The following is a 23,038-nucleotide window of genomic DNA, read 5'->3' on the forward strand; positions in this document are numbered from 1 at the left end:
CTCCTAGGGAGAACCCCCTGGTCGGACGAAGGGATCGGCCGCGTCCCCGTAGTGCTGGTAGGCGGCCCAGGAGCTCCAGCGTTGCCCGCTGGGCGTGACGTCCGGGCCGGCGGGGCCTTCCGGACCGTCGGGAACGTCGGGAACGTCGGAGCCCTGCTCGCGCAGCCCGTAGAGACGTCTGCGCGCCGCGCGGACGGCGCCGCCCACCGTCGGGGTCGCCTCGCCGGGGCCACCCTTGAACAGGTGCGTGTAGAACTGATCGGCGAAGGAGATCCCCTGGTCGTCGGGGATCCGCCAGGCCGCCCCGATGTAGTGCCCCACCCCCATGCGCAGGAACTCGTCGGCGAGACTCGGCACGAGCGCCGCCTGCGGATTCCCCCAGGGACTGCGGCCCGCGAGGCCGGGCTCCACGGCCGGGGTGCCGGGGCCGGCGGCCTCCCCGAGCCGGGCCGTGTAGCAGGCGTTGGCGACGACGATCAGGGGCGGGCGTTCGAGCAGGGCCAGTTCCTGGGCGGTCAGCAGGCCGTCCGCGAAGACCCAGCCCGAGCGTCGTCCCGTACCGGAGAGGTCGAAGTCGCTGTGCCCGCAGTAGTGGACGATGTGGTTGCCTCCGCACAGCAGGACCCGCAGGACGTCCAGGCGCCGGGCGGGGTCGACGCCCGGCTGGCGGAGCGAGTTCGCCGCGCCGACGAAGAGGCTGACCCTGGCACCGAGTTCCTTCAGCCGGGAGGCCACCGCGAGGGCCTCCTGGCGGGCTCCCGGCAGATGGAAGCCCTTCTCCGGGTCTCCCGGGTCGCCGATCACCAGGGCGCGCAGCGGTCCGTCCGCCAGCCCCTCGGTCATCACCCGCGAGTAGGTGGTGCGCAGTTGTCGGGACAGCTGCGTGCGGATCGCCAGGGGGGCCCGCTTCTCCATCCCGGCCTGCTGGATCTCGGCCAGGAACTCCCAGGGGACGGAGGCCGTGTCCCGGTCCAGTTCCAGCAGTACGGTCGAGTCGTCGGTGAGCAGCCGTTGGAAGTCCGGCGGCACCACGAACCGGGACAGCAGGTCGGGCAGTTCGCACGCGTCCTTGACGCTCGGTTCCGTCAGCCGGTCGACGAGCTCCCGCAGCAGGTCCAGGTCCACCGGCACGAGCCGCTCCGGTACGGTGGCCCGCCCGGTCATCGCCGCCCAGCGCAGGCCGCCGACCCCCGACTGGACGGACATCCGGACGGGTACCGCGTCGTCCTGGGCCTCCGCCGGTCTGCGGACCGTCAGGGACAGCTCGGTGCGTTCCACCGAGGCCAGGTCCGCGAGCTGTTCGCGGATCATCCCCTGGATGTCGGGGTCGAAGTCGGCCAGCACGGTCCGCAGGACGTCCTCCCCGGCCGTCGGCGCGGCGAGGCCGGTGAGCGCCGACAGGGCGTACACGGCGGCGGAGGGCCCGAACAGTTCGCCGCCGCTCTCCTCGCGCAGTCCGGGGACGATCCGTACCTGCGGGAGCTTCGCGGCGGAGTCCGTGAGGGCGAGGTGGAGCTGCTCCGCGCGCAGCCGGTCGACCTCCAGGACGAGTACGTCGGTGAGCCGGGGCGGCGGTGCGGGCGGGCCGAGGGGTGCCAGGGTGTCGGCGAAGCCCCGGACGAGGGCGCGGGCCGCCTGTTTGACGGTCAGGTTGCCGGTGCCGGAGCCGACGAGCACGGTGGCCATGGTCGAGACGTGCCCGAGCCCGAGCGCTTCGCCGAGCAGGGAGGCGTACATCTGGACGGCGCGGCGTTCGGTCAGGGTGCCCATCGGTCCCATGCCGACGACGGCGGCGCACCGCACGGGTCCTTCCTTGCAGGGGAAGTACGTGACTTCGCCCAACTGGGCGTCGATCCAGCCGAGCTTGGTGTGCTCCGTGATGACGCGGCGGGGGTCGACGGAGATGGCCCGGTCGAGCGCGAGTTCCGCGGCGGCGGGCACGACCGATTGGTAGTGCCCCGTGACGTGCAGATCGGCGGCGATCCGGGCGATGTCACCCCAGATCACCGTGATGTTGAGCGTTGGACCATCGGTGCGCGGGGGCCGGTCGGGGGCGGGGACGGGAAAGCGTGCGGGCGGGTTCGAGGCCGTCGGTACGTCCTCCAGCAGGTCAGCGATGCGAGCGGCGGCGGGGGTGCTCACCACGCTCCTCCCTTCGAGTCGCCCGAGCTTCTCGATCCGAGTGCGTCACATCTGTCTCCCCCACTGGATTATCCCACTGCCGGCGGGTGCGGCCAGCGGGGCCGGGGGTGGCCCGATCCGGGCGAGCGGGCCGGACCGGGCGGGTCGACAGGGCCCGGCGGGCCCTCGTTCCCCGGCGAAATCAGGATCAACTCGGCTTTCGGGGACCCGCGTTGCCGTCGTCGGATCATCAGGGTTAGATTCCTGGAAACTTCTCCAATTCGAGCGGGGCTGACGTGTCAGAGCTGACGGGGAGCGGGGCCGAGCCGCTGGAGTCGGAGGACCCACGACGGATCGGGTCGATACCGCTCGTGGGCCGGCTCGGGGCCGGCGGCATGGGGCGTGTCTACCTCGGGGTCCGCGAGGGTCGGTACGTCGCCGTCAAACAACTGCTGGCCTCGGTCGTGGGTGAGGACCAGGACTTCCTGCGCCGGTTCGGGCACGAGTTGGACAATCTCGCCCGGCTGCCCGCCGGCGCCACCGCCCCGCTGCTCGACAGCGATCGCACCGCCACTCCCCCGTGGTTCGCCACCGCGTACATCCCCGGGCTCACCCTGCGGGAGGCCGTCGACCTGCACGGCGGCCCGCTGCCCGCGCGGGCGCTGTGGCTGCTGCTGCGGGAGGCCGCGGCTGGGCTGGCCGCGGTGCACGCGCTGGACATGGTGCACCGGGACGTCAAGCCGTCCAACGTCATGCTGACCCTCGACGGTCTCACCCTCATCGACTTCGGTGTGGCCCGGGCCGCCGAGCAGAGCCGACTGACCCTGACCGGCATGGTCGTGGGGACGCCCGCCTACATGGCGCCCGAACAGGCCTCGGGTCGGAAGCGGTTGAGCGGGGCCACCGATGTCTTCGCGCTGGGCTCCGTACTCGCGTACGCGGCCTGTGGCCGGCCGCCGTTCGGCGACGAGTCGGGACACGGGGTGCTGTACCGCATCGTCCACGAGGAGCCCGACCTGGAGCCGTTGCGGGAGCTGGAGCCGGACCTCGCCGAGCTCGTCGCGGCCTGCCTCGACAAGGACCCCGAGGGCCGTCCCACCGCCGCCGAACTCCTGGAACGCGCCCGCGCGCACGGCCCGTTCACCGACCCGCTGTGGCCGGAGGCCGTCACCGAGCGTCTGGCCGAGCGGGCCGCCTTCGCCGCGCACGTGCGGGAGCCCGACGTGCCGACGATCCCGCTCACGGGGGAGAAGGCGGAGGCCGAGCCGGAGCCCGCGCAGGAGCCGGCCGCGGCGCCCCCGGCCACGGTCCGGCCGGAACGGACCGAGCGGCGCCGCCGGACCCGCGTCCTGCTCGCCGTCCTGCCCGTCGTCGTGGTCGCGGGCGGTACGACCCTCGCCGTCCAGCACCTGCCGTACACCTCCGCGCCGCAGGCCGGGGCCGGGAACTCCCCGTCCGCCCCGGTGACGGCGCCGGCCGACCCGCCGGCGTCGACGGTGGGCGGCAACCCCTCGGGTACGGCCGCCCCCAGCCAGCCACCGGCCCAGGACCCGGGACAGGCCGGTACGGCTGCTCCCCCGGCCGGGGCCGTGGGCGGCGTGGGCGGCGCCGCGCCCGGGACCGGCACCGTCCCCGGCTCCGGCTCCGGCTCCGGCGGTGCGCAGCCCGGCTCGGGCGGCGCCGGGAACTCCGGGAGTGCCGGCAACCCCGCGAACGCGGGTGGTTCGGGCAGTACGCGCCCCTCCAACGGCGGGACGTCCACGGCGCCCACCACCGCGGCGCCCCCGGCGCCTCCCGCGTCCGGCACCTTCCGCTTCCGCAACGGCAACAACAGCAAGTGCATCACGCAGGTCTTCGGCGCCTCGGACTACGGCGACTGCGCGGACGCGAGCGCCCGGTGGACGGTCCAGAGCAGGCCGGACGGCAGCTTCAAGCTCGTCAACCAGCGGGGCGGCGGCTGCCTGTACGCCAACATGCTCGGCCAGGCGGTCTTCGTCGGCGACTGCTCCACCAACGGCACGACGCAGCTGTGGCGTACGGGCTCGGGCGGCAGCCTCCGCAACGACTTCAGCGGCGGCTGTCTCGACCTGGGCATGAGCGGCGGCCTGGTGACCAACACGTGCGGCGGGGAGGCGTCGCAGCGCTGGACGAGGCAGAGCTAGGGCCTGTCTTTCGGATCGGGCCCGGCATGATCCGAAAGACGGGCCCTAGACCGTCCCGGCCAGGTCTTCCGTCCGAGCCTGCCCGCGGAAGGCCGCGGGCGGCAGGCCGTAGGCCTCGCGGAACGCCCGGCTGAACGCGGAGGCGTGCAGGAAGCCCCGCCGGGCGCCGATGACGTGCACGGGCACCCCTTGGTGCATCGGGTCCGCCAGGTCCTGGCGGGCCCGCGCGAGCCGCTGGCCCTGAAGGAAGGCCGCGACCGTCGCCCCGTCCCCCTCCTGCTGGAAGACCCGGTGGAGATAGCTGACGGAGATGTGGTGGGCGGCGGCGATCGCGGGGACGTCCAGCCGCGGATCGTCGGCGTTGTCCCGGATGAAGGCCATCACGCGGAGCGCCAGAGCACGCCGATGCGTCTCCGGCGTCAGGGACCGGTCCGCTTCGAGGACGCCGGCGAAGAGCGAGGCGATGAGATCGGCCAGTACGCCGCTCAGGCGCGGGCCCTCGGCCGGCCGGTAGGACCGGCTGTCCTTGGTCACCTGGTCGAGGAAGGTGGCCAGCAGGGCCCCCATGCCCTCGCGGGCCGAGATGCGCTTGCCGATGACCCGGCCGGCGGTCTGCGGGGGCAGCGGCAGCAGCGCCTTGGGTACCTCGACCCCGATGATCTCGACGGGATGCGGGCCGGAACTGATGTCGAACGGCCGTGACGTGTCACTGGTGTGGATGTCGAACACACCGTGCACCACGGTGTCCTTGCCCAGGGTGACCGCTCCCGCCCCGCGCTTGATCAGCGAGAGGTGGAAGTGCTCGGGGTCCGACCTCGCTATCAGCTTCGGTGTGCGCCGGAAGGTCAGGGGACGGCATTCCATCGGATAGACCGTGATCCCGCCGAGCGAGATGACGCGCTGGTTCACCCAGAAGTCGGCGGCGTACTCACTGTGCATCTCCATGGGCGCATGCGTCTGCGACATCAGGGCCCGCCAGCTCTCGAAACGGTCGGCGGGCGCTAGTTCCGCGCTGCGGAAGGTTGTCTCGGGCAGCATGATCACGGGTTTACACCGGCCGTGGCGGCCCGCGCAACAAGAGCCGGAGCCCCGGGGGCGGGCGGCGAGGCGACTCTCCGTCAAGACACTGTGTACGCCAGGCCAATGCGCGGTGCTCCGGGGCTTGCCAGAGTGGGCGCCGGAGGGTCGGTGAGGGGATGGGAAACCGGAGCCCCGCCGACGAACGGAGACCTCGCGTGGTCCCGGCACTGAGCTGACGCCGCCCGAGGACGGGGGTTTCGGGCGGCGTCAGCTCAGTGCCGGGACCAGGACGTCCGAGCCGTTCCTTTCGGATCTTGGCGGTCGTGCGGGAACTCGGGCAGGCTGTGCGGCATGGTCTCAGTGGTGCAGAACGTGGCGATCGACTGTTCGGATGCGTATGAACTGGCTCGGTTCTGGAGCGAGGTGACCGGTCGCCCGCTGCATCCGCAGGCCGAACCGGGCGACCACGAGACCGTGGTGATGCTCGCGGAGGGCCCGCTGCTGTACTTCAACCAGGTGCCGGAACCGAAGACCGTCAAGAACCGGGTCCACCTGTGCCTGCGCCCGGCGACCTCCCGCGAGGAGGAGGTCGAGCGGCTGGTGCAGCTCGGAGCCACCCTCGTCGTCGATCGCCGACAGCCCGACGGCTCGGGCTGGGCGGTGCTCGCCGACCCCGAAGGCAATGAATTCTGCGTCCTGCGCGGCGATTCCGATCACGCCGCGACGCCCTGAGCGTCCCGCGCCGGCCGGTCGCGGCCGCGGGTCCGGGAAGCGGCGGAGGCGGGCCTCGATCACTCCCCGCGAGCGCCCGGAAGCGTAGCGCGCGAACCGAGGATCCCGGTCCGTACGACTACGACTTTTGGCGGAGGGACCGGGGCTGCCGATGATCTAATCTGCGCGCTATGTGGTCTCCTCTCCTCCGCTTCCTCGCCGCTTCCGGCAAGGCGGCGGTCCTGCTGCGGTCCCTCGCAGCCTGTGTGCTCCTGGCCGCGGCCTGGGCGGATGTACGGGCCGGGGCGTTCACCGGATCGGTGTCTCCGGGCCTGCTCGTGCTGTCGGCCGTCCTCGTGGGCGTCGCCCTCGTCCCGCTGCCCCTGTGCGAAGAACCTCGGCCGTTCGTCTACGTCGGGGGCGCCGCCGCCGCGGCCTCGCTGGTCTGCTCGGCGGCCCTGTGGCTGGGTCACGACGCCGCCGGCGCCCCGTCCGCCCACCCTGCGTTCGAACCGGTCGCCCTGCTGGTGGTACTGGCCTTCGTCACCCGGCGCGGCCCGGCGGTCTCCGGCGCTCCGGTCGCCCTGCTGCTGGCGGCGGCCGTCGTCGCGCGTCCGCTGTCCACCGGCGTGCGGGAGGACAGTCTGATCGTGGCTCTCGGCCTCACCCTGGCCACCGTCCTGGTGGCGGGGGCGAGTGCGACCGCGCGGCTGGTGGTGGCGGTCCGGCGGCAGCGCGCCCATCGCACCCGCCTCGAACAACGGATCGAGCTGGCCAGGGATCTGCACGACTACGTCGCCCACCACGTGAGCGGCATCGTGGTGCAGGCACAGGGCGCCCGGGCGGTCGCCGCCAGGCGGCCCGACCTGGTGCCGCCCGCGCTGCAGCGCATCGAGGAGACGGGCGCCGAGACCCTCGCGTCCATGCGACGGATGGTCGCCGGCCTCGCGGCCGGCGAGAGCGACGCGGCGCCGACCGCGCCCGCCGGTATGGACGACCTGCGGGCCCTGGTGAGGGGGTTCGCCCTGAACGGCGTACCGGCACACCTCACCGAGGAAGGGCCGACGGACACCGTGCCGCCCGAGGTGGCCGCGACCCTGCACCGGGTGACGGTGGAGTCCCTCACCAACATCCGCGAGCACGCACGGCACTGCCGCCACGTCAGCGTCCACGTGCGCGTCCGTCCCCACGAGGCAGCCGTACGGATCACCAACGACGGGACGGGGCCTCGGGCCTCCCTCTCGGGCTACGACCTCAAGGGCCTCGGCGAACGCGTCACGCTGGCCGGCGGCACCTTCCGGGCCGAAGCCACCGCCGAGGGCGACTGGCAGGTCCGGGCCCGGATGCCGCTCACCACCCCTCGCTCGGCCTAGGCGGAGGTCTTGCCCCGGCCGCCCTTGGAGCCGCCGTTCGTCGGCGGGTAGCCGGGCCTCGCCGGTATCGGGGGCCGGGGTGGTGCCGGCAGGGGCGGCAGGGCCGGCGCGTGCAGCCAGGCGTGGAACAGCTCGTCCAGCGGCTCGGCCGTGTAGCGGGCGACGTGCTGGGTGAAACCCGCGGTGGACACCACCCCGTGGCGGTGCACCGTGGCCCAGTCGCGCAGCATGCGGAAGAAGGCGCTGTCGCCCACCGCGCAGCGGATCGCGTGCACGGTGAGGCCGCCGCGCTGGTACAGGCGGTCGTCGAACATCAGCTTGCGGCCGGGGTCGCCCAGGCGCAGGTCCTGCGGCTGCGAGGCCAGCAGTCGGTGTGCGGCGGCGGCCAGTTCGTGCGCGGTGCGCCCGCCGGAGCGTTCCGACCAGAGCCATTCGGCGTACTTCGCGAAGCCCTCGTTGAGCCAGATGTGCCGCCAGTCGGCGATGGTCACGCTGTTGCCGAACCACTGGTGCGCGAGCTCGTGGGCGATGAGGCGTTCCGAGCCGCGGACGCCGTCCACGTGGTTGGCGCCGAAGGTGGACAGGCCCTGTGCCTCGACGGGGACGTCCAGTTCCTCGTCGGCGACGACCACCGCGTACTCGCCGAAGGGGTAGGGCCCGAAGAGTTCCTCGAACAAGGCCATCATGGCGGGCTGCCGGGCGAAGTCACGGGAGAAGCGCGGCAGCAGGTGCGCCGGCACGTGCGCGCTCTGCGGGACGCCACCGAGGCCGGGGTCGCCGAGGAGCACCGTCTGGTACATGCCGATGGACAGGCCGACCAGGTAGCTGGAGGTCGGCGCGGACTGCTCGTAGACCCAGGTGGTCGTGCTGGCCTTCGTCGTGCGCGTCAGGAGGCGGCCACCGGCCACGACCGTGTACGGGGACGGCGTGTTGACCGAGATGTGGTACGAGGCCTTGTCGGCGGGCCGGTCGTTGCACGGGTACCAGGAGGGCGCGCCGACGGGCTGGCTGGCCACCAGCGCGCCGTCGGTCAGTTCCTCCCAGCCGAGGCCGCCCCAAGGGCTGCGCACCGGCTTGGGGTTGCCCGCCCAGTGCACCTCGACGGTGAACGCGGAGCCGGCGGGCAGCGGCTTGGCCGGGCGGATGCGCAGTTTGCCGCCGCGGTGGGAGTAGTGCGGCGCCCGGCCGTTCACCAGGACCCGGCCTATTCTGAAATCGGCCAGGTTCAGGTGGAACTCGGCGAGCGGCGCCCGCCCGGCGATCGCGCTGAGCCGGGCCGTTCCCGCGAGCCGGTTGGGCCCGGGACGGTACTCCAGAGCGAGTTCGTACCGGTGCACTCGGTAACGGGAGTCGCCGTTGGCCGGGAAGTACGGGTCCGATGGCTCTGTTCTGTGGCCGCTCACTGCCGCTTCCGCTCCCTGCGCTGTGCTCGTACGACGTGCTGGTGTACCGGTGTGCCGGTGCCGCCCTGCTGCCTACCGCGGCGGGGCGGGCCCGGTCAGGACCGCCACGCCTCGATGGGATTGCCCAGCCAGCGGGTGTCGGCGGGGACGGATTCCCCGGCCATCACGAGGGATGCGGGGCCCAGGGTGCTGCGGGCCCCTACCGTGCTCCCGGGCAGGACGATTCCGCCCGGGCCCAGGGTGGCGCCCTCGCGGAGCACCACAGTATCCGTCCTCAAGATCCGGTCGTGGAAGAGGTGCGTCTGCAACACACAGCCGCGGTTGACGCTGACTCCGTCGCCGAGCACCACCAGGTCCGTCTCGGGCAGCCAGTAGCTCTCGCACCACACGCCCCGGCCGATCCGGCCGCCGAGCGCGCGCAGCCACAGGGCCAGCACCGGTGTGCCGGGAACCGATCCGGCCAGCCACGGCACGGCCAGCACCTCCACGAAGGTGTCGGCCAGTTCGTTGCGCCATACGAAGCCGCTCCACAGCGGGTGCTCCCCCGTCCGGTGCCGGCCGACCAGCAGCCATTTGGCGGTCACGGCGACCGCGCAGGCGGCCGTACCGGCGATGAGCAGGACCGCTCCGGACAGGAGTGCGGCTCCCCAGATCCCCGGACCGCCGCCCGTGATCAGGGCGCAGAGAGCCGCTCCGGTCAGCACGGCCAGGGCGGCCGAGCAGAACACCGGGACGAGCCGGCACAGCTCGACGAGGCCGCGTGCCCACAGCAGCCGCGCGGGGGGCTCGTAGGTGCGGCTCTGGTCGGAGTCGGCGGTGGACCGGGGCAGTCGGACCGGCGGGAGTCCCAGGTAGGAGCTGCCCTTCTTGGCCTTCTTCGGGGTGGCGGACAGGACGCCGACGAGTCCGTCGTCCGGCACGCTGCGGCCCGGGGCGGTCATGCCGGAGTTGCCGAGGAAGGCGCGGCGGCCGATCTCGGAGTGTCCGATGCGCATCCAGCCGCCGCCGAGCTCGTAGGGGGCGGTCAGCGTGTCGTCGGCGAGGAAGGCGCCCTCGCCGACGGTGGTGAGGCTGGGCAGGGCGAGCACGGTGGACACCTCGGCGCCCCGGCCGATCTTCATGCCGAGCAGCCGCAGCCACACCGGGGTGATCAGCCCGGCGTACAGCGGGAAGAGCGTCTCGCGGGACAGGTCCATCAGTTGGGTGACCGTCCAGGCCTGCCAGCCGACCCTGCTGTGCGTCGGGTGGGTTCCGGTCCGCAGGCCGAGGCTGAGCAGACGTACGGAGACCAGCAGCAGGGCCGCGTACGCGACCCCGTAGGCGAGGGCCGCGGGCACCACGGCGACGAGCGTTCCGCGCAGTGCTTCGGTGAGCCCGGCGTCGGCTGGGACGAAGCGGCTGACGACGAGCAGGGCGGGCAGGGCGGCGAGGACGGGCAGGGTGGTGAGGCCGAAGCCGGCCGCTCCGTAGGCGGCCCGCCAGAAGAGTCCGCGCGGCGGGCGTTCCCCCGGCCAGTTGTGCTTGGCCTTTCCGAGTTTCCCGGCGGGTGCGCCGGCCCAGCGCTGGCCGGTCGGGATCTGTCCGACGACGGCGGAGCCGGGGGCCACCTCGGCGCGCTTTCCGACCCGCGCGCCGGGGAAGAGGATGCTGCGGGTGCCGACCACCGCGCCCGCGCCGACCTTGATCGCGCCGATCTCCAGGTGGTCCCCGTCCAGCCAGTGGCCGGTGAGGTCCACCTCGGACTCCACGGCGCAGCCGCGGCCGAGTTTGAGCATGCCCGTGACCGGGGGCAGGGAGTGCAGGTCCACCTCTGGGCCGATCTTGGCGCCGAGGGCCCGGCCGTAGCGTTCCAGCCACGAGCCGGTGAGGGAGGTGGCGCCGGCGCATTCGGCGAGCCGTTCGGCCGTCCAGAGCCGCAGGTGGACGCTGCCGCCGCGCGGGTGGCGTCCGGCGCGCACGCCGCGCAGCAGGAGGCGTGCGCCGCCGGCGGCGATCGCGAGCCGGCCGGGCGGGCTGAAGAGCAGCAGGGCTCCGGCGGCGACGAGCCACCAGGAGGCGGTGGGCGCCCATGGGAAGGGCCCGAAGTGGTGCAGGACGTTGCCCAGGGCCAGCAGGGCGACGGTCCAGCGCAGGCCGACCAGGGTGAACAGCGGGATCAGCAGCAGCGTCTGGGCCACCTGGGAGCGCAGCGGGACCGGTGCGACGGTGCGGGCCTCGCCGTCGCCCTGGGCGGACTTCTCCAGGTGGCGGGCCAGCTTGCGCAGGGTGGGTTGCTGGTAGATGTCGAGGACTGCGGCGCTCGGGTAGCGGGTGCGCAGCCGGGTGGTGAGCTGGGCGGCGGCGAGGCTGCCGCCGCCGATCGCGAAGAAGTCGTCGGCGGCGCTGGTGACGGTGACGCCGAGGGCTTCGCCCCACTGCTCGGCGAGCCAGGCCTCGGTGCCGTAGAGCTGCTCGGTGGGGCCGGAGCTCTCCAGTTCGGGCAGCGGCCAGGGCAGGGCGGCGCGATCGACCTTGCCGGAGGTGCGGGTGGGCAGTTCGGCGACGGGTGCGAGCAGCGGCACGAGGGCGGCGGGCAGTTCGGCGCGCAGCCGGGTCACGGCGGCGGCGTGGTCCCAGCCGTCCTGGGTGACGAGGTAGCCGACGAGCAGCTGGTTGCCGCTGCGGGCGGTGCGGACGGCGGCGGCCGCGCCCGCGACGCCGGGCAGGGCCTGGAGCGCGGCGTCCACCTCGCCGAGTTCGATCCGGCGGCCGCCGAGCTTGATCTGCTCGTCGGCGCGGCCGAGGAAGACGAGGCCTTCCGGTTCGGCGCGTACGAGGTCGCCGCTGCGGTAGGCGCGCTGCCAGCCGAGGGTTTCGAGCGGGGCGTACTTCTCGGCGTCCTTGTCGGGGTCGAGGTAGCGGGCGAGGCCGACGCCGCCGATCACGAGCTGGCCGCTGCCGCCCATGGGTACCGGCTCGCCGGACTCGTCGACGACGGCCAGTTCCCAGCCGTTCAGCGGGAGGCCGATGCGGATCGGCTCCTCGCCGGTCAGCAGTGCGGCGCAGGCGACGACGGTGGCTTCGGTGGGGCCGTACGTGTTCCAGACCTCGCGGCCTTCGGTGACCAGGCGCTGGGTGAGTTCGGGCGGGCAGGCCTCACCGCCGAAGATCAGGAGCCGGACCTCGTTGAGCGCCTCGGGCTCCCAGAGCGCGGCCAGGGTCGGCACGGTGGAGACCACGGTGATCTCCTGCTCCACGAGCCAGGGGCCGAGGTCGGCGCCGCTGCGGACCTGGGAGCGGGGTACGGGCACGAGGCAGGCGCCGTAGCGCCAGGCCAGCCACATCTCCTCGCAGGAGGCGTCGAAGGCGACGGAGAGTCCGGCCATGACGCGGTCGCCGGGGCCGATGGGCTCCTCGGTGAGGAACAGGGCGGCTTCGGCGTCCACGAAGGCCGCGGCGCTGCGGTGGCTGACGGCGACGCCCTTGGGCTTGCCGGTGGAGCCGGAGGTGAAGATGATCCACGCATCGTGTTCGGGTCCGGGACGGGAGGCGGCGGCGCGGGCGCCGGCCTCCGGCTCGCCGCCTGCGTGGATGCGGTGTCCGCCGCCGAGGACGGCGCGGACCCCGGCCTCGCCGAAGACCAGGTCGGCGCGCTCGTCGGGGTCCTCGGCGTCGACGGGTACGTAGGCGGCGCCGGCGGCGAGGACGGCGAGGACGGCCACGTACAGCTCGTTGGTCCCGGACGGCACGCGGACGCCGACCCGGTCGCCGAGTCCTACTCCGGCGGCGGCGAGGGCCCGGCGCCGGCGCTCGACCTCGACGGCCAGGGCCCGGTAGGTCAATCGGGTGGTTCCGTCGTCGAGGGCGAGCTCGTCGGGGTAGGTCCGTACGGTCGCCTCGAAGATGTCGACGAGGGTGCGGGTGGGGGCGGCGGGCCCTGCGGTGAAGCGGGCCGACTTGCCGGTCTCCTCCAGCGTCTCCCCGTCGTCGAGCAGCGTGAGTTCACCGTGCTCAGGTGTGACTGCCATCGGCCCTCGCGTCTCGTTCCCGGCACCGTCCGGGTCGCCGGCGGAGCCCGGGTCTGCCCAGGTTGTTCCGGCCCAGCGCCGAACAACCCACCAGTCTAGTGCGCCATCAAGGATTTTCTTGTCGAAGGCTTGCGCGTGGCTGGGAAGAGACGGTATTGGCGTCGCGACATGTGGGTGAATTCCGGCTGTCGGACCGTTCCGGGGGCGGCACGGACCGTGATCGGCGACTCACATATCGTCGGCCGTCATGAACGATCGTGTTGCGCCCGTGCGGCGGTTTCTCGTCCTCCACGACTACGGCATGGGCGGCCTGTGGTGGTGGGTCCACGCACGGTCGGCCCGAGAGGTGCGCGAAACGTTCGCGGAGGTGGAGGTCGTCGACACCGCCGCGAGCGTCGAGCAGGCCGAGGGCTGGGACCTGGACGAGGTCCGAATCGACGGGACGAGCATGCCCGGCGCGTTGGCGGACCTACGGGCCCGGCGGGAGGCCCAGCGGGGCCTCGACGGCTTCGGCGCGCTCGCCGACCGGGAGATCGTGTGGCTGCGGCGGCCCTGGGACGACGAGGACGGCGGAGGCCGGACGCTGTACCTGCTGGAGGTCGAGTCCGACGGCCGCAGGCTGCGCCAGGTCGAGTGGGGCCCGGACGGCCCCGGTGTGCGCAGCGGCCCGGACGACTGGCCGTTCAACCCGCCCGTCGTCGACCTCTTCGACCCCGAACTGGTGGGCATGGAGATCGGCGAGGACGAGTTCGAGACGGCGTGGCTGCGCGCCCGGCCCGTGGGCCAGGAGTAGCGCGAGGGCCGGCCGGGCACGGCGGTGGCGCTACGCGCAGTCCGGGCACAGGCCCCGGTAGGTGACCTCGACCCCGGACACCGCGAAGCCGAAGCGCTCGTCCGCCGGGAGGCCGGCCAGCGGGTCGTCCGTCGGGTGGACGTCGCGGATGAGCCCGCAGGCGGAGCACACCAGGTGCTGGTGGGGGTGGTGCGCGTTGGGGTCGTAGCGCTTGGCCCGGCCGTCGGTCGTCACCTCCACGACCTCGCCGAGGGCCACCAGCTCGCCGAGGGCGTTGTAGACGGTCGCCCGGGAGATCTCCGGCAGCCGCCGCGCCGCGCGGGCGTGCACCTCGTCCGCCGTGAGGTGCACGTGGTCACCGTCGAGGACCTCCGCGACCACGCGCCGCTGCGACGTCATCCGCCAACCACGCCCGCGCAAACGCTCCAGCAGGTCACTCATATCGGCCCACCTATTCAGGTTCGACGGGGTGCCCCGAAGTTTATCGGCGGACATCCGGGATCCGAACGAATGTGGACCTGGTGTCCTTCTTGACTTGGATTGCGTCCATCGTAGGATCGGTTTCGTAGATAGCCAAGAGACAGGAAGACTCCAGAGCGGCAGGTGACAAAGACGTGACGGATCACCGCCGAGGAGCTGCCCGGTGCCGGTACGCGCGCACCGACTGCCGGAGTTCCCTTCTCGCAACCGTCCGGGACGGTGACCCCTCGGCGTCGTGGCGATCGACGAGGCCGAGCCCCTGCACCTGGGGCCCTGCGCCCCGACAGTTCCATCGCATTCGGTCGCAATCAGTCGCATTCAGTTCCTGAACACCGTGATCCGCCTGGTACGGAAGGATTCCCATGTCTGAGAACCATGATGCAATCGTCACGGACGCCAAGTCGGAGGGTGGGGAGGGCTGTCCGGTGGCCCATGGACGAGCCCCGCACCCGACCCAGGGCGGCGGAAACCGCCAGTGGTGGCCTGAACGGCTCAACCTGAAGATCCTCGCCAAGAACCCCGCCGTCGCGAACCCGCTCGGCGAGGAGTTCGACTACGCCGCGGCGTTCAAGACCCTCGATCTTCCCGCGGTCAAGCGGGACATCGCCGACGTGCTGACCACCTCCCAGGACTGGTGGCCCGCCGACTTCGGCCACTACGGCCCGTTCATGATCCGTATGGCCTGGCACAGCGCGGGCACCTACCGGATCAGCGACGGCCGCGGCGGCGCCGGCGCCGGCCAGCAGCGTTTCGCCCCCCTCAACAGCTGGCCGGACAACGGCAACCTCGACAAGGCCCGCCGTCTGCTGTGGCCGGTCAAGCAGAAGTACGGTCAGAGCCTCTCGTGGGCCGACCTCATGATCCTCACCGGCAACGTGGCCCTGGAGTCGATGGGCTTCGAGACCTTCGGCTTCGGCGGCGGCCGTCCCGACGTGTGGGAGCCCGACGAGGACGTCTACTGGGGTCCCGAGACCACCTGGCTCGACGACGAGCGCTACACCGGCGACCGCGAGCTGGAAAACCCGCTCGGCGCGGTCCAGATGGGCCTCATCTACGTCAACCCCGAGGGCCCGAACGGCAACCCCGACCCGATCGCCGCGGCGCGCGACATCCGCGAGACGTTCCGCCGGATGGCGATGAACGACGAGGAGACGGTGGCCCTGATCGCGGGCGGCCACACCTTCGGCAAGACCCACGGCGCGGGCCCGGCCGAGAGTGTCGGCGCCGACCCCGAGGCCGCCCCGATGGAGGCGCAGGGACTGGGCTGGAGCAGTTCCTTCGGCACCGGCAAGGGGGGCGACGCGATCACCAGTGGTCTGGAGGGCATCTGGACCAACACCCCGATCACCTGGGACAACACCTTCTTCGAGATCCTGTTCGGCTACGAGTGGCAGCTGTTCAAGAGCCCCGCCGGCGCCCACCAGTGGCGGCCGAAGGACGGCGCCGGCGCGGGTACCGTGCCCGACGCCCACGACCCGTCCAGGACGCACGCCCCGACGATGCTGACGACGGACCTCTCGCTGCGGTTCGACCCGGCCTACGAGCAGATCTCCCGGCGCTTCCTCGCGAACCCCGCCGAGTTCGCCGACGCGTTCGCGCGCGCGTGGTTCAAGCTGACCCACCGCGACATGGGCCCGATCGTGCGCTACCTCGGCCCGGAGGTCCCGACCGAGACGCTGCTGTGGCAGGACCCGCTCCCCGCGGTGACCCACGAGCTCGTCGACGCCGCCGATGTCGCCGCGCTCAAGCGGCAGGTCCTCGCCTCGGACCTGACGGTGTCCCAGCTCGTATCCGTCGCGTGGGCCTCGGCCTCGTCCTTCCGCGGCAGCGACAAGCGCGGCGGCGCCAACGGCGGCCGGATCCGCCTCCAGCCGCAGAGCGGGTGGGAGGTCAACGACCCGGACCAGCTGGCCGCGGTGCTGCGTACCCTGACCGGCATCCAGGAGTCCTTCAACTCCGCCCAGAGCGGCGGCAAGCGGATCTCGCTCGCGGACCTGATCGTGCTGGCCGGTGCGGCCGCCGTCGAACAGGCCGCCGAGGACGGCGGGTTCGCCGTCCAGGTTCCCTTCACCCCGGGCCGCGCGGACGCGACGCAGGAGCAGACGGACGTGGAGTCCTTCGCCGCGCTGGAGCCGGTCGCCGACGGGTTCCGCAACTACCTCGGGAAGGGCAACCGGTTGCCCGCCGAGTACCTGCTGCTCGACCGGGCGAACCTGCTGACCCTCAGCGCCCCCGAGATGACGGTCCTGGTCGGTGGCCTGCGCGTACTGGGCGCGAACCACCAGCAGACCCCGCACGGTGTCTTCACCGCGACCCCCGGGTCCCTCACCAACGACTTCTTCGTCAACCTGCTCGACCTGGGTACGACGTGGTCGGCGACGTCCGAGGACGCCAACGCGTTCGAGGGCCGCGACGCCTCGACCGGCCGGGTCAGGTGGACGGGCACCCGTGCCGACCTCGTCTTCGGATCGAACTCGGAGCTGCGCGCGCTCGCGGAGGTCTACGCGAGCGACGACGCGAAGGAGAAGTTCGTGAAGGACTTCGTCGCGGCGTGGGACAAGGTGATGAACCTGGACCGGTTCGACCTCGCCTGATCATGAGGTCCGGGCCGGCCCCACCGGCCGGCCCGGACCTCCCGCACCACGCCTACGGCTCGGCGTGGACGCGGCCCACGACGAGCCGGACCGCGCCGATCGTCAGGTCGGGATCGTGCACCTGTACGTAGTGGTCGCTCCCGGTGGCCAGGAACTGCGGGGTCTGGTTCCCCAGCTCGACCAACTTCCGCTGCACCTGGGGCCAGGCCCGCTCCAGGGTGTCCAGGAGGTCCTTCGAGGTTCCGGGCGGCGCGGCGAACGGTTCCGTCTTGCTCAGTACGGCCATGGGGACCGCCGGCAGCCGCGGCGCGGCGGTGACGGCGTCGATCGCGCCGTCGATGTCCACCCTTTCGAAGTCGGGACGCGCGTCGAAGGGCGTGCCGGGCCTGTCGAGCAGCGTGCGGTACGCGGCCCAGCGGGTGCCGAAGAGGGCGCGGATGTCCGTACCGAAGGCGTCGACGAAGACCAGCCCCGCCGTCTCGCGGGGGTGCCGTTGGGCGTAGAGCCGGGTGATCATCCCGCCGAAGGAGTGGCCGACCAGCACGTAGGGGCCCGGCAGGCGGGCGGATGTCAGCAACGCGTCGAGATCGTCGGCCATCGCGGTGAGGGCGCGGATGCCGTCGACCGGCGTGCTGCGGGTGGTGAGCGCGGGCGGATCGACGTACCGGACGGTACCGGGCCGGTCGTAGCGGCAGACCCGGGTGAACGCCGCGACGCCGGGGAACACCGCCGGGGCTTTCGGTACGGGCGGGCGGGTGTCGGTGATGGTCCAGGTGTCGGAGGAGTCGTGCAGCCCGGACTCCAGGATCACGGTGGGGCTGCCGCTGCCTGCGCAGCTCAGATAGATCTTCCGGCCGGCGCCCACGTCGACCTGGCCGGAGAAGTCGCCGGTCGCCGGTACGGAGGAGGGCGCGGGCGGTGCGCCGCGCGGGGCCGAGGGACCGACGCACCCGGGAACGGCGGCCACGAGCGCCGCCGTCAGGAGGACGGGCAGCAGCGGAATTCGGTGTCGCATCGGCTCTCCGGGTCCCTCGTCGGCGCCCCTGCCCGATCATCCGGCACGAGGGGCCGCGGGCCCGGCATTGCCGGACCGGGAGTCGCGGCCCCTCGGCGGCCGGGTGGCTACCCGCCGGCGCCGGAGGCCACCTGGGCCATCTCGCGCTCCACCGCGGCGATTTCCTCCTGACGGTCCATGAGGAGGAGCTGCTCCTGGTAGCGGTGCAGGGCCTTGACGAGCAGGAGGTCCCTGGCCGGCTCCATGGCGTACATGCGGCGCGCGGCGTCGACGGCCTCGGCCCGCAGGGCCAGGGCGATGTCGGGCAGATGGGCGAAGTCCTGACGGCTGTACTCGTACAACGCCTCGGCCAGCAGTGGCAGATACGCCCGTGCGTTCACCTGGACGAGCACACGGTAGGCGGCGACCTCCTGACGGGCGGGCAGGGTCTGTGATCCCAGGAGGGCAACTCGGGCTCGGAGTATCGCGTCGTGACCGGCATGCGCTGAGTAAGTCATGACGGTGATTCTGAAAGCCGCAGACCGGTCCGAACAAGGGCGATTCGCTGTGCCGTTGGTCCTACGAAAACGGCCTCTGACCTGTCATGATTGATACGTGTTCACCCCTGCGCCCCAGGAAGCGGGTCAGCAGCCGAGGAACGACAGGCGGACCTGACGTCGGGGGTTGTCCCGGTTGGTGTCCACGAGGGTGACGGACTGCCAGGTTCCGAGCTCCAGGAGTCCGTCGATCACGGGCAGTGTCGCGTGGGGTGGGACGATCGCGGGCAGCACGTGGTCGCGGCCGTGGCCGGGGGAACCATGGCGGTGCCGCCAGCGGTCGTCGGCCGGCAGCAGGGACGCCAGGGCCTTCAGGAGATCGTCGTCGCTACCGGCGCCGGTCTCGATGACGGCGAGCCCGGCGGTCGCGTGCGGCGTGAAGACGTTGAGCAGTCCGCTGCGGCCCCGCGCCACCTCACCGAGGAACGAAGCGCAGGCGTCGGTCAGGTCATGGACGGTCTCCCGGTCCCCGGTCGTCACGTCGATGGTGCGTGAAACGAAGATGTCGGCCATGACCGCATCCTTGCGCCCGACGGCCCAGCAGAGCGGCAACCCGGGCCGGTGTCGGCCGGTACGTCCATCCCGCCGTACCCCGGGCGGACGGGCCGGCGGGCCGGGAGTCCGGGGATACCCCTCAGCCGTGCCGCGTGGCTCGAACTCACGCTGCGGCCCATGCGTGATCAGCCGCTGACGACCCGGGCCACCTGTGGTGAGGGGCTTGCGCGACGTCAGGCCTCGGCCAGTCCCGTGACCTCCCGCACGTGGCGCAGGCTGGGCGGGGCGAGCACCTCGTTCAGCTGCTGGAAGATCTGCCGCGCGGCGACCGCGTTCCAGTCCGCGGGAAGCAGCTCGGCGGGCAGTCCGGGGTCGAGGTAGGGCAGGCGGCGCCACTGGGTGAGCATCGGGACGTAGTGGCGGAAGGCCTCGGCGCCGTCGATGGCGGGCTGTTCGGCCAGGCTCGCGGCGACGGGTCCGTAGGCCTCGGTGAAGCCCGCGTACTGCTCCTCGATCGCCGGGAAGTCCCACCAGGAGCTGACCGTTCCGGGCAGGTCGCTGAAGGCCGCGTACTCGGCGGCGAACAGGTGCACGTACGCGCTGAGTCCGAGCCGGACGAGCATGTCGCGGGCGTCCGGGAGGAGGCGGCCGGGCGCCAGCCACACGCCCGGGGCGATGTTCCCGAAGCCCAGCCAGGTCAGCCGGGTGCGCAGCTGGTAGCGGTAGGAGCGCTCGGACTCCGGTACGGAGAAGACGGCCATGGCCCAGCCGTCGCTCAGCTTCGCCGGTTCCAGGCTGCCGAAGATGCGCCGGTCGCCCTCGTCGAAGACGGGTTGCGCACCCGGGCTGAGCCGGTAGCCGGTGGCGCCACGGCGTTCCGGTTCGAGGACGCCCTTCTTCTTGAGCCGGGAGATCGCCGAGCGTGCCGCCGGGCCGTCCACGTCCAGTTCGGACATCAGGGTGATCAGGTCGGCGACCGAGATCCAGCCGCCGAGGCGTCGCAGGAACGCCCCGTAGACCGTGTTGATCAACGAGCTGGGCCTGAGGGGACTGTCCGCCATGATCGCCTTCCGTCGGATGCGGTGGCGATCCTATCGACCTGGGCGAACGGGTCGCCGCCCAGGTCACGGTCCCCGGCGGCGGGCTCAGAGGCGGGTGGCCCGCTTCAGGAGCCCGAGGTCGACGAACTTGAAGTCGGTGTCGGTACGGGCCTCACCGTCGGCTCCGGTGGTCGCCGGGGTGTTGTGGCCGTCCTGGACGACCAGCAGGCCGTTCGGGAACTTCTTGCCGAGCGGTGCGGTCGTGACGGCGGCTCCGTCGCACTCCTGCGAGCCGTCCGGCGAGCCGGGCTTCGCACCGTCGCCGATGCGGAAGCCGCTGACGTAGGCGTTGCCGTGCTCGCGGTCGAAGACGGCGAAGGTGTCGTCACCCTGGCTGGAGGCGAGCAGGTAGCCGCGGCGGCCGGGCTGCTTCGGGTCGCGCCAGATGGTCAGGCCCTCGACGTCGGCGGAGACGTGCCGGCCGCCGAAGCCGGGGTCGGCGCCCGCGTCGCACTCCTCCGTCCCCGGGTTCCAGGTGCCGGGGACGCCGAAGGAGCGCACCTTCTCGATGAGGCGGGCGGGCGAGCGCAGGTCGGCGTCGAGCTTCCAGATGCCGACGTCCTCCTGACCCGCGTACAGGTCACCGGTGTCGGGGTCGACGACCATGCCCTCGACCTGGGGGCGCTCGCCCGGTTCGCCGCAGGACGTCCAGGTCGTGCCGTTCGGCAGGGTGAAGGAGGCGGGCAGCGAGGTGGTGCGGACGGTGCGGTAGCCGACCTTGCCCCGGGCGTTCGGCAGCAGTTCGGCCAGCGCGAGGTCGGTGGCGTGGCGCCGGCTGGTGACCGCGTACGAGCGGCCGCTGCGGCGGTCGGTGTAGGCGGCGAGGCCGTAGGCGGTCCGCTGGTCGTCGACCTCGTCCTGTGAGGTGGAGAAGACCAGCGGGGCGGCCGTCTCGTCGGTGACGTCGACCAGCGGGGCGGTGGGCCGCTTCGGGTCGATGCGGTAGACGCGCAGCTGGTCGCGGCCACGGTCGGAGACGACGGCCACGTCGTGCCGGCCGTCCGGGAAGCGGAGTCCGGTGATCAGGTCGACGTTGTTGAAGCGTCCGGGCTTGTCCCCCTCCCTCGGCGGCGCGGGCGCGGGTAGGGACTGCACCTGGCGTCCGTCCAGGTCGTAGACGCGCAGGCCGCCCTCCTTGGCGGTGGCGATGACCAGGCTGGCGTCGGGGTTCGCGGCGTTGCGCCAGATCGCCGGGTCGTCGGCGTTCGCGTTGCCGCCGGCCTCGTCGTCGAAGAGGGAGGGCGTCTCGACGGAGGCCGTCACCCGCGGCAGCGGCGGTGTCGTGCCGCCGTGGCCCGCGTGGGCGTGCGCCGGTCCGGCGATCGCCCCCAGGGCCACCATGGCCGCCGCGGCCACGACCGGGGTCCGCCTGCTCGGGATCACGCGCATCTTGCCTCCTGTGGGGTGTACGGGGGGGGTGCGGCCGGCCGAGTGGTGTGCCGGGGTCCTCCGGCGTCCCGCGACGGGCCGCCCCCACCGTGGGCCACGTTCGGGTGACACCCATGGAGCGGGCATGGCGTGCGCATGACCGAATGGTGAAATCCGGCGGCCCCGGAGCCTTCCACGGAGCTTTCTTAGCGGAACGTTAGATCTGCGTGGCGGACCTTGTCCGGGTACGACGGCCGCCGCATGCTCTGGGCACTCCCCCATCGCCGGGGCAGTCCTCCCGTCCCCCATCAGGGACTTCCCTCTGGAGCCGCCATGTCCTCGTCCGCCGTCATGCCCGCGTCGCCGCCCGGGGACGAGCGCAGGAAGCGCCGCCTGGCCCTGGTCGGCGGCTCCCTCGGCAATCTCGTCGAGTGGTACGACTGGTTCGTCTACGCCAGTTTCGCGATCTACTTCGCCGATTCCTTCTTCCCCGGCGACAACCCGACCACCCAGCTGATGAACACGGCCGGGATCTTCGCCGTCGGCTTCCTGATGCGTCCCGTCGGCGGGTGGATCCTGGGCCGCGCCGCCGACCGGCACGGGCGCAAGAGCGCGCTCACCCTGACCGTCACCATGATGTCGGTGGCCGCCCTGCTGATCGCCGTCGCCCCGACCTACGGGCAGGCCGGATACTTCGGCGCCCTGGTCCTGCTGCTCGCACGACTGCTCCAGGGGATGAGCATCGGCGGGGAGTACGCGGCCAGCGCCACCTACCTGACCGAAGCATCGGCCCGCAACCGGCGCGGGCTGGGCTCGTCCTTCCAGTACGTGTCGATGACCTGCGGCCAGCTGCTCGGACTGGGCATCCTGATCACTCTTCAGCACACCCTGACGACCGCCCAGTTGGAGAGCTGGGGTTGGCGGATCCCGTTCCTCGTCGGGGCGTTGTTCGCGGTGGTCGTCTTCTGGCTGCGGCGCCGGCTGCAGGAGACCGACGCCTTCAAGGAGGAAACGGCTTCGGCGGAGGGCGAGGACGCCCACGACGACAGCACGCGCGGCACGCTGAAGGCCCTGTGGCACTACCGGCGGCAGGCGGGGCTGGTCATGGCGCTCACCCTCGGCGGCACCGTCGCCTACTACACCTACACCACCTACCTCACCAAGTACCTGGTCGGCAGCGCGGGCATGGAGAAGACCACGGCCACGCTCGTCAGCTTCACCGCGTTGGCCCTCTTCGCCGTGCTGCAGCCCTTCGCCGGCATGCTGTCCGACCGGATCGGCCGCCGGCCGCTGCTGATCACCTTCGCGGTGGGCTGCACCGTCGGCACGTACCCGATCATGACCGCCCTCGGATCGGCGTCCTCGTACTGGTCCGCGCTCGGGCTGTCCCTGCTGGCCCTGGTCATCGTGACCGGCTACACGTCCATCAACGCGGCGGTCAAGGCCGAGCTCTTCCCGACCCGGGTACGCGCCCTGGGCGTGGCGCTGCCGTACGCGATCGCCAACGCGCTCTTCGGCGGCACGGCGGAGTACGTGGCGCTGTGGTTCAAGAACAGTGGGCACGAGACCATGTTCTTCTGGTACGTCTCCGGATGCGCGCTGATCTCCCTCGTGACGTACGTGCTCATGCCGGACACCCGCAACGCCGCCCTGAGCCGCGCCGAGGCCGAGGCCGACGGCGAGGCCGCACGGGAACGGCCGGCGGCGGCTCCCGCCGAGGCGGCACACTGATCCTCCGCTCCCCGTGGTCCGGCGGCCCGTGGCTCGGGCGGCCCGTGGTCGGTGGCCCGTGGCGCGGTCCGGCGGCTCCCGTAAGCTGCTGCGCCGGGCCACGGGGGTCGGGATCCGGTGGCTCCGTAG

Annotated in this window: 16 protein-coding genes; 6 read left to right on the plus strand and 10 right to left on the minus strand. The window is 72.4% G+C overall.

The window, feature by feature from the left end; translation table 11 throughout:
- Positions 1-3: 3 nt before the first annotated feature.
- Positions 4-2,142 (minus strand): CHAT domain-containing protein, encoded by a 2,139-nt coding sequence (locus ACWG52_RS00745; protein ID WP_390166020.1) that lies wholly within the window; start codon positions 2,140-2,142, stop codon positions 4-6.
- A 275-nt stretch (positions 2,143-2,417) separates the two neighbouring features.
- Between ACWG52_RS00745 and ACWG52_RS00750 the strand changes: the two genes are divergently transcribed.
- A complete protein-coding gene (locus tag ACWG52_RS00750; protein ID WP_389802909.1) occupies positions 2,418-4,283 on the plus strand; it encodes a serine/threonine-protein kinase in 1,866 nt (621 codons plus the stop codon).
- A gap of 45 nt (positions 4,284-4,328) precedes the next feature.
- Here ACWG52_RS00750 and ACWG52_RS00755 read toward each other — a convergent pair whose 3' ends face one another.
- A complete protein-coding gene (locus ACWG52_RS00755; RefSeq protein ID WP_390139073.1) occupies positions 4,329-5,321 on the minus strand; it encodes an AraC-like ligand-binding domain-containing protein in 993 nt (330 codons plus the stop codon).
- Between the two features lie 333 nt (positions 5,322-5,654).
- Between ACWG52_RS00755 and ACWG52_RS00760 the strand changes: the two genes are divergently transcribed.
- Positions 5,655-6,035, plus strand: a complete 381-nt coding sequence (locus ACWG52_RS00760; protein ID WP_389802903.1) for a VOC family protein — start codon at positions 5,655-5,657, stop codon at positions 6,033-6,035.
- Positions 6,036-6,205: 170 nt separating this feature from the next.
- Entirely contained in the window at positions 6,206-7,387 is a 1,182-nt protein-coding gene (locus tag ACWG52_RS00765) for a sensor histidine kinase (protein WP_453127458.1), read from the plus strand.
- Here the strand turns inward: ACWG52_RS00765 and ACWG52_RS00770 are convergent.
- Together ACWG52_RS00770 and ACWG52_RS00775 are read right to left on the minus strand one after the other, a co-directional pair.
- Positions 7,384-8,790 carry a M1 family metallopeptidase gene (locus ACWG52_RS00770; protein WP_389802897.1) on the minus strand — a complete coding sequence of 469 codons (1,407 nt, stop codon included), beginning with the start codon at positions 8,788-8,790 and terminating at the stop codon, positions 7,384-7,386. The two genes, ACWG52_RS00765 and ACWG52_RS00770, sit on opposite strands and share 4 nt — an antisense overlap.
- 95 nt (positions 8,791-8,885) lie before the next feature.
- Complete coding sequence (locus tag ACWG52_RS00775; protein WP_389802894.1) at positions 8,886-12,797, minus strand: Pls/PosA family non-ribosomal peptide synthetase; 3,912 nt, start codon at positions 12,795-12,797, stop codon at positions 8,886-8,888.
- A gap of 247 nt (positions 12,798-13,044) precedes the next feature.
- On the opposite strand from ACWG52_RS00775, the gene ACWG52_RS00780 reads away from it, so the two are divergent.
- Positions 13,045-13,590 carry a hypothetical protein gene (locus ACWG52_RS00780; RefSeq protein WP_390166014.1) on the plus strand — a complete coding sequence of 182 codons (546 nt, stop codon included), beginning with the start codon at positions 13,045-13,047 and terminating at the stop codon, positions 13,588-13,590.
- A gap of 30 nt (positions 13,591-13,620) precedes the next feature.
- Here ACWG52_RS00780 and ACWG52_RS00785 read toward each other — a convergent pair whose 3' ends face one another.
- Positions 13,621-14,031, minus strand: a complete 411-nt coding sequence (locus tag ACWG52_RS00785; protein WP_033216785.1) for a Fur family transcriptional regulator — start codon at positions 14,029-14,031, stop codon at positions 13,621-13,623.
- 401 nt (positions 14,032-14,432) lie between these two features.
- Between ACWG52_RS00785 and katG the strand changes: the two genes are divergently transcribed.
- The gene (gene katG, locus ACWG52_RS00790) at positions 14,433-16,664 is read left to right on the plus strand and encodes a catalase/peroxidase HPI (RefSeq protein ID WP_453127462.1); all 2,232 of its coding nucleotides are present in this window, start codon (positions 14,433-14,435) and stop codon (positions 16,662-16,664) included.
- Between the two features lie 52 nt (positions 16,665-16,716).
- Here the strand turns inward: katG and ACWG52_RS00795 are convergent, their stop codons facing one another.
- The 5 genes from ACWG52_RS00795 to ACWG52_RS00815 all read right to left on the minus strand — a co-directional run bounded on the left by ACWG52_RS00795 (position 16,717) and on the right by ACWG52_RS00815 (position 21,199).
- Positions 16,717-17,679 (minus strand): alpha/beta fold hydrolase, encoded by a 963-nt coding sequence (locus ACWG52_RS00795; RefSeq protein WP_453127464.1) that lies wholly within the window; start codon positions 17,677-17,679, stop codon positions 16,717-16,719.
- A gap of 107 nt (positions 17,680-17,786) precedes the next feature.
- Positions 17,787-18,176: a hypothetical protein gene (locus tag ACWG52_RS00800; RefSeq protein ID WP_389802881.1), complete on the minus strand. Its 390-nt coding sequence runs from the start codon at positions 18,174-18,176 to the stop codon at positions 17,787-17,789.
- 126 nt (positions 18,177-18,302) lie between these two features.
- Complete coding sequence (locus ACWG52_RS00805; protein ID WP_389802878.1) at positions 18,303-18,728, minus strand: secondary thiamine-phosphate synthase enzyme YjbQ; 426 nt, start codon at positions 18,726-18,728, stop codon at positions 18,303-18,305.
- A 215-nt stretch (positions 18,729-18,943) separates the two neighbouring features.
- Positions 18,944-19,771 (minus strand): PaaX family transcriptional regulator, encoded by an 828-nt coding sequence (locus ACWG52_RS00810; RefSeq protein ID WP_033216775.1) that lies wholly within the window; start codon positions 19,769-19,771, stop codon positions 18,944-18,946.
- A gap of 84 nt (positions 19,772-19,855) precedes the next feature.
- A complete protein-coding gene (locus ACWG52_RS00815; protein WP_389802874.1) occupies positions 19,856-21,199 on the minus strand; it encodes a phytase in 1,344 nt (447 codons plus the stop codon).
- 330 nt (positions 21,200-21,529) lie between these two features.
- Between ACWG52_RS00815 and ACWG52_RS00820 the strand changes: the two genes are divergently transcribed.
- Positions 21,530-22,909, plus strand: coding sequence for an MFS transporter (locus ACWG52_RS00820; RefSeq protein WP_390139219.1), 1,380 nt, complete (start codon positions 21,530-21,532; stop codon positions 22,907-22,909).
- Positions 22,910-23,038 lie beyond the last annotated feature (129 nt).

This window comes from Streptomyces sp. CLCI03 (genome assembly GCF_053615355.1).